Annotated in this window: 8 protein-coding genes; 6 read left to right on the top strand and 2 right to left on the bottom strand. The window is 64.3% G+C overall.

Features of this window, described 5'->3' with window-relative positions:
- The gene (locus ABWP50_RS10995) at nt 1-1,605 is read right to left on the bottom strand and encodes a phosphoenolpyruvate carboxykinase (protein ID WP_353218030.1); all 1,605 of its coding nucleotides are present in this window, start codon (nt 1,603-1,605) and stop codon (nt 1-3) included.
- Between the two features lie 191 nt (nt 1,606-1,796).
- On the opposite strand from ABWP50_RS10995, the gene ABWP50_RS10990 reads away from it, so the two are divergent.
- From ABWP50_RS10990 to ABWP50_RS10965, 6 genes are read left to right on the top strand one after another with little or no spacing between them, the layout of a single operon-like run.
- Nucleotides 1,797-2,540: a response regulator transcription factor gene (locus ABWP50_RS10990; RefSeq protein WP_353218029.1), complete on the top strand. Its 744-nt coding sequence runs from the start codon at nt 1,797-1,799 to the stop codon at nt 2,538-2,540.
- 3 nt (nt 2,541-2,543) lie between these two features.
- Nucleotides 2,544-4,067, top strand: coding sequence for a sensor histidine kinase (locus ABWP50_RS10985; protein ID WP_353218028.1), 1,524 nt, complete (start codon nt 2,544-2,546; stop codon nt 4,065-4,067).
- Nucleotides 4,068-4,072: 5 nt separating this feature from the next.
- A complete protein-coding gene (gene rapZ / locus ABWP50_RS10980; RefSeq protein WP_353218027.1) occupies nt 4,073-5,443 on the top strand; it encodes an RNase adapter RapZ in 1,371 nt (456 codons plus the stop codon).
- Nucleotides 5,440-5,844, top strand: a complete 405-nt coding sequence (locus tag ABWP50_RS10975; RefSeq protein ID WP_353218026.1) for a PTS sugar transporter subunit IIA — start codon at nt 5,440-5,442, stop codon at nt 5,842-5,844. The genes rapZ and ABWP50_RS10975 overlap by 4 nt, the downstream gene beginning before the upstream one ends.
- 2 nt (nt 5,845-5,846) lie before the next feature.
- Complete coding sequence (locus ABWP50_RS10970) at nt 5,847-6,119, top strand: HPr family phosphocarrier protein (RefSeq protein WP_502951041.1); 273 nt, start codon at nt 5,847-5,849, stop codon at nt 6,117-6,119.
- A 32-nt stretch (nt 6,120-6,151) separates the two neighbouring features.
- Entirely contained in the window at nt 6,152-7,666 is a 1,515-nt protein-coding gene (locus ABWP50_RS10965; RefSeq protein ID WP_353218024.1) for a M28 family peptidase, read from the top strand.
- Between the two features lie 204 nt (nt 7,667-7,870).
- Here the strand turns inward: ABWP50_RS10965 and ABWP50_RS10960 are convergent.
- A partial coding sequence (locus ABWP50_RS10960) for a JAB domain-containing protein (RefSeq protein ID WP_353218023.1) occupies nt 7,871-8,760 on the bottom strand: 890 nt, incomplete at its 5' end.

Raw genomic sequence — 8,760 nt, 5'->3', positions numbered from 1 at the left:
TCAGGCGGCTTTCGGGGCCGTTTCCATTACGCTGGCGTCCACATAGGCTTCGAAGGGTGCGAAATTGGCGACGAACATTGCCACCAGCGCCTTGGCCTTCGCGTCATATTCGCCCGCATCGGCCCAGGTGCCGCGTGGGTTGAGCAGGGCGCTGTCCACGCCTGGCACCGATACCGGCACGGCAAAGCCGAAATTTTCGTCGGTACGGAATTCGGCGTTCTTCAGGCTGCCATCAAGCGCGGCGCCCAGCATGGCGCGGGTGGCCTTGATCGGCATGCGCGTTCCGGTGCCGCCGGTGCCGGCGCCGCCGCCGGTCCAGCCGGTGTTGACCAGCCAGACATCGACGCCGCCCTTGGCGATGCGTTCTTTCAGCAGATTGCCATAAACCGATGGATGGCGCGGCATGAACGGGGCGCCAAAGCAGGTGGAGAAGGTGGCATCAGGCTCGGTCACGCCGATTTCGGTGCCGGCGACGCGCGCGGTGTAGCCGGACAGGAAATGGTACATCGCCTGATCGGGCGTGAGTTTGGAGATCGGCGGCAGGATGCCGAACGCATCAGCGGTAAGCATGATGATGTTGCGCGGCACCGGGCCAAGATTGTCGGCCGACGCATTGGGAATGAAATCGATCGGGTAGGACCCGCGGCTGTTTTCGGCCAGGCTGGCATCATCGAGATCGATGACGCGGGTGACCGGATCGATCACGACATTTTCCAGCACGGTGCCAAAACGGCGGGTCGTGGCGTAAATCTCCGGCTCGGCATCGGCCGACAAGCGGATCACCTTGGCGTAGCAGCCGCCTTCGAAATTGAACACGGCGGTATCCGACCAGCCATGTTCATCATCGCCAATAAGGGTGCGGCTGGCATCGGCGGACAGCGTGGTCTTGCCGGTGCCGGACAGGCCGAAGAACACCGCCGTGTCGCCATCAGGCCCGATGTTGGCCGAGCAGTGCATCGGCATCACGCCCTTTTGCGGCAGCAGATAATTCAGGATGGAGAAGACGCTCTTCTTCATTTCGCCGGCATAGGCGGTGCCGCCGATCAACACGGTCTTGTTGGCAAAATCCACGGCCACTACGGTTTCGCTGCGGCAGCCATGGCGGGCCGGATCGGCGCGGAACGATGGCAGATCGATGATCGTGTATTCGGGCACGAAGCCGGCCAGGTCAGCCGTGTCGGGCCGCACCAGCAGGGTGCGGATGAACTGGCTGTGCCAGGCGAATTCGGTGATCACGCGCACGTTGACGCGGTGTTCGGGCTGGCTGCCGCCGTACAGATCCTGCACGAACAATTCGGTCTTGCCGGCCAAGGCAGTTTCGAAATCGGCCTTGATGGCGGCAAACTGATCGGCGGTGATGCTCTTGTTCTTGTCCCACCAGATCGTGTTTTCGGTGCTGGCGTCGCGCACGATGAATTTGTCGTTGGCGCTGCGGCCGGTGTGCTTGCCGGTTTTCACCACCAGCGCGCCGTGCTGGGACAGCATGCCTTCACCGCGCACCACTGCCGCTTCGACCAGCGCGCCGGTGAGCAGATTCCAGTGCAGGGTTGCCGGTGTGGCCAGGCCCTGCGCAGCCAAACCAAAAACAGGAACGGTAGCTGACACGAAATTTACTCCTGATCATCAACTGGACGCCGCCTTCCCCCAAGGCGACGTGGGGCTGGCATAGCCGACGCCTGCTGTTCCGTCAAAACGCTCCGGTCAAAACGCTCTAGCCAAAATGCTCTGGCCAAACGCAAGCTGGTATATGATACGCCCCGGTCTTGCGCTGGACGCGCTTGCGCTCCACATAGGTGATGATGGAACAGTCCGCGCCGCCATCTGCCACCGTCGCCCTGGTTGACGATGATCGCAATATCCTGACGTCTGTGTCGATTGCGCTGCAGGCCGAAGGCTTTGCCGTGCGGCTCTATTCCGATGGCGATACCGCGTTGAAGGCGCTTATTGAAAATCAGCCGGATATCGTGGTGCTGGATATCAAGATGCCGCGCATGGACGGTATGGAGGTGCTGCGCCGCCTGCGCGAAAAAAGCCAGGTGCCGGTGATTTTCCTGACCAGCAAGGACACCGAAATCGATGAGGCGCTCGGCCTGGCAATGGGCGCCGATGATTATATCGGCAAGCCGTTCAGCCAGCGCTTGTTGATCGAGCGGATCCGCGCCGTGCTGCGCCGAACCGCCAATCGCCGCGCTGCACCGGACACCGCCGAAGAACCTGCTGCCGAACCCATCGTGCGCGGCCGCTTGAACATGGACCCTGCCCGCCACCGCGTGCTGTGGGATGCCGGCGAAGGCCGCCGCGGCGATGTTGCGCTGACGGTCACCGAATTCATGATCCTTGAAACCCTGGCGCAGCGGCCGGGTTTCGTGAAATCCCGCGACCAGTTGATGGACGCGGCCTATGCCCATGACGTGTATGTGGATGATCGCACCATCGACAGCCATATCAAGCGGTTGCGCAAGAAATTCCGCGCGGTCGATCACCAGTTCAAGGGCATCGAGACGCTATATGGTGTCGGTTATCGCTTCAACGAGGAATAGGATGTGAGGGCCGAGGTGGCGGTGCAGGAATGGCGCCGGGGCCTCGGCTTTGGCTCCCTGCGCGCCCGCATCTTTGCTGTGAACCTGCTCGCGGTGATCGTGCTGGCGATCATGCTGCTGTACCTCGATACGGTGCGCGCCCGCCTGCTGGATGAGCGTGCGGATGCCATATCGAATGAAGCGTTGGCGATTGCCGGTCTCGTGAGAGATTCCGCCGGGCTTGAAAGCCTGAGCTTTGCGCGGGGCACGCGCGTGCGGCTATATGCCAACGACGGGGGATTGCTGACCGACAATTGGCATAACGCAACCACACGCAGCTTTGCCATTGAAGATCCGGCGTTATTCTCTTGGCGGCGCGCGTCGGCAAAACGCATCGACCGTGTTCTTGAGCAATTGCTCAGCGCGCGCACCCTTCCGCCATACGCAGAAGCAATGCCGGATCGTGCCGGCCAGTGGCGCGAGGTGCAAATTGCGCGCCAGACGGGAAAGCCCGCCACAGAACTGCGCCGCGCCATCGATGGCAGCATCATCGTGGGTGCCGCAGCGCTCGTGCCAGGCCTTGGCGTGGTGCATCTCCTGGACAATGCCGAAGATGTGTCGCGCATCCTGCGGGCCGAACGCCTCACCTCCTTCTGGCTCTTGGTTAGCGTTTCCGGGCTTACCTTGGCGCTGTCGCTGTATCTGACACGCACCATCGTGCGGCCGCTGCGCATGCTGGCCATTGCCGCCCACCGGGTGCGCCTGGGCCGCAGCCGGGAAGTGGTGGTGCCGCGCTTGCCCGACCGCAAGGACGAAATCGGGGCCTTGGCGCGGGCCATTTCCGACATGTCGATCGCCTTGCGCCGCCAGATCGATGCCACCGAAGCCTTTGCGGCCGATGTGGCGCATGAATTGAAAAACCCACTGGCGTCGCTGCGATCCGCCGTTGATGTGCTGGACCGGGTTGATCAGCCGGCGCTTCGCGAGCAGCTGATGGGGGTGATCCGCGATGACGTCGGCCGCATCGATCGGTTGATCACCGATATCGCCGATGCCAGTCGGCTGGACGCCGAATTGTCCCGTACCGGCTTTCAGCCCGTTGATGTTGGCGCGCTGGCTGACGGGTTGGTCGCCGCCTACGGCATCGCTGGCCGGCAGCCGCCGGTGCTGGTGCAGCGCGACGGGCTGCCAGCGCCGGTTATGATTGACGGCGATGCCGGCCGCCTGGCGCAGGTGCTGCGCAATCTGATCGACAATGCCATCAGCTTTTCACCGCCCGGCGGCGCGGTGACGCTGTCCGTGGCCCGGCGCGGTGACCGTGTGCACATGAGCGTTGGTGATACCGGGCCGGGCGTCCCTTTGGCCAACCGCAGTGATATTTTCCGCCGCTTTTATTCAGAACGCCCGGCCGGCGAAGATTTTGGCCGCCATTCCGGCCTGGGCTTGTCGATTGCCGCCGCTATTGTGACGGCCCATGGCGGGCAGATCATGGTGGATGATGCGCCGGGCGGCGGCGGCTTGTTCCACGTCATTTTGCCGGCGGCCTGACGCGCTTGACCGAATCTGACATCACGCGGCCGTCTGCCACGGTTCATGCCACGGCCGTGGTGCTGGATGGCCGCGCCGTGCTGCTGCTGGGGCCGTCTGGGGCGGGAAAATCCGATCTGGCGCTGCGGCTGGTGGCGGCGGGCTGGCAGTTGGTCGCCGATGACCGCGTGGTGTTGACTGCGGCGGCCGGCGGCGTGATTGCAAGTGCCCCGCCGCGTCTTGCCGGCCTGCTGGAAGTGCGCGGAGTCGGCATTGTGGCGCAGGCCACGGTTCCTGCCCGCGCCGTGCTCGCGCTCGATCTGAGCCAGAAGCCAGACCGGATGCCGATGCCGGCGCAGGTGACGCTGGCCGGGCATGTGCTGCCGGTGCTGCCCTTTGATCCGTTCGGCGCCTCGGCGCCGCTGCGGGCGGCGCGGGCCTTGGCAAGTCACGGCCTTCCCGGCACAAATGCCGCCGTGCCTGAAGCGATTCTGATCATGACCGGCCTGTCCGGGGCCGGCAAATCGACCGCGTTGAGGGCGCTCGAAGATGCCGGGCACGAGGTTGTCGACAATCTGCCGCAGTCTTTGCTCGATGCGCTGATCGCGGGCAGCCAGGGCCGGCCGCTCGCGCTGGGTATCGACAGCCGCAGCCGCGCCTTTGATCCCGCCGCGCTGGCGGAGCGGGTGGCGGCGCTGCGCGATACTGGCCGCGATGTCCGGCTGATTTTCCTTGATTGTGCCGATGATGTGCTGATCCGCCGCTTTTCCGAAACACGCCGCCGCCATCCGCTCAGCCTTGATCGCCCGGCCAGCGATGGCATCACCGCCGAACGTGAGCTGCTGGCGCCGCTGAAACACGGGGCCGATCTGGTGATCGACAGCACGGAATTGGCGGCGGCCGATTTGCGCACCCGCGTTACCGAACGATTTGGCGGCGGCTTTTCACCGGGGTTGACCGTGACAGTCCTGAGTTTCGGGTTTGCGGCCGGCCTGCCGCGCGATGCGGACCTGGTGTTTGATGTCCGGTTTCTGGCCAATCCGCACTGGGATCTCGCCCTGCGGCCATTGACCGGGGAGGATGACCGCGTCGCAGCGTTTGTGGCCGCTGATCCGCTTTATGCCGATGTGCTGGGCAAGATTGATGATCTGGTGTGCACGCTGCTCCCGGGCTACGCCCGCGAAGGCAGGGCGTATCTGACCATCGCCATCGGCTGCACGGGCGGCCGCCACCGCAGCGTGGCGACAGCGCGGGCGTTGGCAGCGCGATTGGTCGCTGCCGGGCACGGCGTGGCCGTGGTGCACCGGGATATCGCAAAATTGACTGGTGACACCGCTGTGGTCCCAACCGCACCATTGACAGACTCGGCACAAGCGCGCGAGGCACCGGTGCGATGATTGGCTTGGTTCTGGTGACTCACGGCGGCTTGGCGGATGAATTTCGCGCCGCAATGGAGCATGTCGTCGGGCCGCAGGCCGGCGTCGCCGCGATCTGTATCGCCGCCGACGATGATGACATGGAAAAGCGCCGGGCCGATATCGCGGCAGCGGTGATCAGCTGCAACAGCGGCCAGGGCGTCATCATTCTTACCGACATGTTTGGCGGAACACCGTCCAATCTGGCGATTTCGCTGCTTGGTCCGCAAGTGGAAGTGATCGCCGGTGTCAATCTGCCGATGCTGATCAAGTTGGCCAGCGTGCGCAAATCCGGCACCGTCGCTGCCGCCGTGCAGGCTGCCCAGGATGCCGGGCGCAAATATATCGCCGTGGCCAGCCGCATGCTGGGTGAGGCGGCTTGAGCATTGTTGCTGGCCCGGTCCGGGTCCCGATCACCAACCGGCGCGGCCTGCATGCGCGGGCCAGTGCAAAATTCGTGACGATGGCATCCGGTTTCGATGCTGAAGTGACCGTGAGCCACGATGGTTCATCGGTGACGGGCACGTCGATCATGGGCTTGATGATGCTGGCTGCTGCCATGGGCGACGAGATCGAGATCAGCGCCACTGGCCCAGATGCCGAGCAGGCGCTGGCGCAATTGTCCGGGCTTGTGATCGACAAATTCGGCGAGGATTGAACCGCGCACAACTATGGGCCATGCAGATGGTCATGCGCCATCTCCTTGTCCTCCTCGCTGTTCTTGCTGCACCGGCGTGTTTTATGGCTGCGCCGGCGTTAGCCAAACCCGATGCCGATACCAGGGCATGGCTGGCGCGCACCGCCGAGCTATCCAGCGATGCCATGGAAGGCCGCGATGCCGGCAGCCCCGGCCATGCCCGTGCCATCACCCTGGTTGAGCGCTGGTTCAAGGCTGCGCGCCTGCAACCGGCGGGCGAAGCGGGCACGTTTCGCCAGACAGTGCCGCTGCACGAAGTGGCGGTGACCGCAGCCGACATGCGCGTCGTGGCGCCTGATGGCAGCGCCGCGCCGCTGAAATTCCTGCATGATATCACGCCGCGCCCGGCCACGGATCTGCCGGCGGCACTGGCGGGCGCGATGCGCTTTGCCGGCTATTGCAGCAAGGCCGAGGCTGGCTCGGAGCTGAAAGGCAAGATCGCCGTTTGTTACGGCAGCCGCCGCGCAGGCCGCGCCGCGGCCGCGGAACGGCTGACCGCGGTCGCTGCTGCGGGCGCCATTGCCATGCTCACTGTTGATGACGCTGGCTTTACTGTCGAACCGCAGCGTTGGCCCGATGCCTATGCCCGCGCCGTGGCGCATGACGGCGCCGCGCTGCCGACCGGTCTGCCGCAATTCCGGGTCAATGGCGCGGCGCTGGCCCGGCTGATTGCCGGTTCGGGCCGGCTGGCGGCAGCGATCCTTACCGATGCCGGCCTGCACCGCGATCTCGAAAGCTTCGAATTGCCCGGCCGCTTCGAAGCCGCGCTCACCACGGCGCAGCGCCGTTTCAACACCGAGCAGCTGATCGGCCTGCTGCCGGGCACCGACAAGAGCAAGGCCGGTGAAGCGCTGCTGCTGGGCGCGCATATCGACGGCTATGGCTTTGGCGAGCCGGTGAACGGCGACGCGCTCTACAATGGCACGCTGGATGACGCCGGCTATGTGGCGCTGCTCGGCCAGTTGGCCGCGCGGCGCGGCGGCAAGGGCTTTGCGCGGCCAGTGCTGTTTGCAGTATGGACGGCGGAGGAAAAGGGTCTGCTCGGCGCGCGCTGGTGGCTGATGCATCCAACCGTGCCCAGGGAGCAGCTGGTGGGCGTGATCAACCTCGATCAATTGCGGCCGCTGTTTCCCTTGAAGGCGCTCACCCTGCACGGGCTGGGCCAGAACACGCTGGCGGACACGGCCAAGGCGGTTGCCCAAAGCCTGAAGATCGAAATCCGCCCGGACCGTGAACCGGAACGCAATCTGATTCGCCGCGTCGATTCGTGGCCGTTCATGGAAGCCGGCATACCGGCGGTGAATTTCGTGTTCGCCTATGATCCGGGCACCCAGGAAGAACGCATCTACCGCGATTGGTACAACCGGCGTTACCATCGCCCGCAAGACGATGTGACCACGCCGATGGACCTTGATGCAGCGCGGGATTTCAACCGGTTTTTCTACACGCTGGTTGAAACGGCGGCGAATGGCGCGGCCAAACCGGAACTGAAGGCAGCAGCCAGATAACAAGCCGAACGACACAACCCTGCAAAATGATGATCGCTTCAATAACGCCTGGTGCAACCAGTCCAACCGCGGTCCTGTCGAACCGCAACACATGGCCGCACGGGCCTCGTCTGCCCGCCAAGGGCAACTGGTTCCACGTTTGCTACCAACGGCTTGGCGAAAATGCAATGATACCGCGGCGGCACCCGCGCGCAGCCAAATTCCCTAGATAAATCCGCCGGCGCGCATGCTGACATGGCCGGCCGGGCTGACGATGATGTGATCGATCACGGAAACGCCGATGGTGCGGGCGGCTTCTATGATAGCGCGTGTGGTTACCACGTCGGCGCGCGATGGGGTTGGGTCGCCGCCGGGGTGGTTGTGCGCCAAAATCAGGTGTGTGGCTCCAACTTCGATGGCGCGCCTGACGACTTCGCGCGGAAACACCGGTGCTTCGCTGACACTGCCGTGGCTATGGGCCTCATCGTGGATCAGTCGGTGGCGCGCATTGAGAAACAGGACGCGAAATTGCTCCTCGCGCAGATGGGCCAGCTCACTGTGCAGATAATCAATCGTCGCCGTGCTGCCTGCCAGATTGGGCCGCGATTCCAGTTTGCGGCGCAAGGCGGACCGGGTGATGCTTCGTGCATAAGCCAGCGCGTCAATCACGCGTTCGTTCATTCCCCAATCCCGCAGCTTGGCCGCGGGCGTGGCCACGGCCGCGGCAAAACTGCCCGTGCGCGCCAGCAAGATGCTGGCGAGTTGCGGCGTATCGATGCCAACGCCATTGTCTTGAAGCAGCCGGATCAATAGACCCAATTCGTCGCTGGCCGTTGGTGCCGGTGGACGCGTCGACGCTGCTGTGCCGGGGGTGAGCCGGTCGCCAACAGCGAACGCGGTTGACGGCAGGTTGACAGGCTCGGCCCGCGATTGCGCCTGAGACTGCGCCAAAGGGTTTGCCAAGGGCAAGGCATCCGGTGTCAGGTCCGCCGCGCCGCTGCGCCGCGCTTCTACTAGGCTGCCCCACAGTAGTGCCCCGGCGACAGGATAGGACCACAGGATCAGCAGATCGGCATAAACATTGCCATTGATCGGCCCGGCAAGGGTACGCGCCA

The sequence above is a fragment of the Sandarakinorhabdus sp. genome (assembly GCF_040398645.1).
GTDB lineage: Bacteria > Pseudomonadota > Alphaproteobacteria > Sphingomonadales > Sphingomonadaceae > Sandarakinorhabdus.
The sequence above is the reverse complement of the archived record's forward strand: the minus strand, read 5'-3'. Positions and strand labels throughout refer to the sequence as shown.

Bases quoted from the DNA above. Each gene is read 5' to 3' on its own strand.
- ABWP50_RS10990 (WP_353218029.1), top strand. From the start codon at position 1,797: ATGATGGAACAGTCCGCGCCGCCATCTGCCACCGTCGCCCTGGTTGAC.
- ABWP50_RS10975 (WP_353218026.1), top strand. From the start codon at position 5,440: ATGATTGGCTTGGTTCTGGTGACTCACGGCGGCTTGGCGGATGAATTT.
- ABWP50_RS10965 (WP_353218024.1), top strand. From the start codon at position 6,152: ATGCGCCATCTCCTTGTCCTCCTCGCTGTTCTTGCTGCACCGGCGTGT.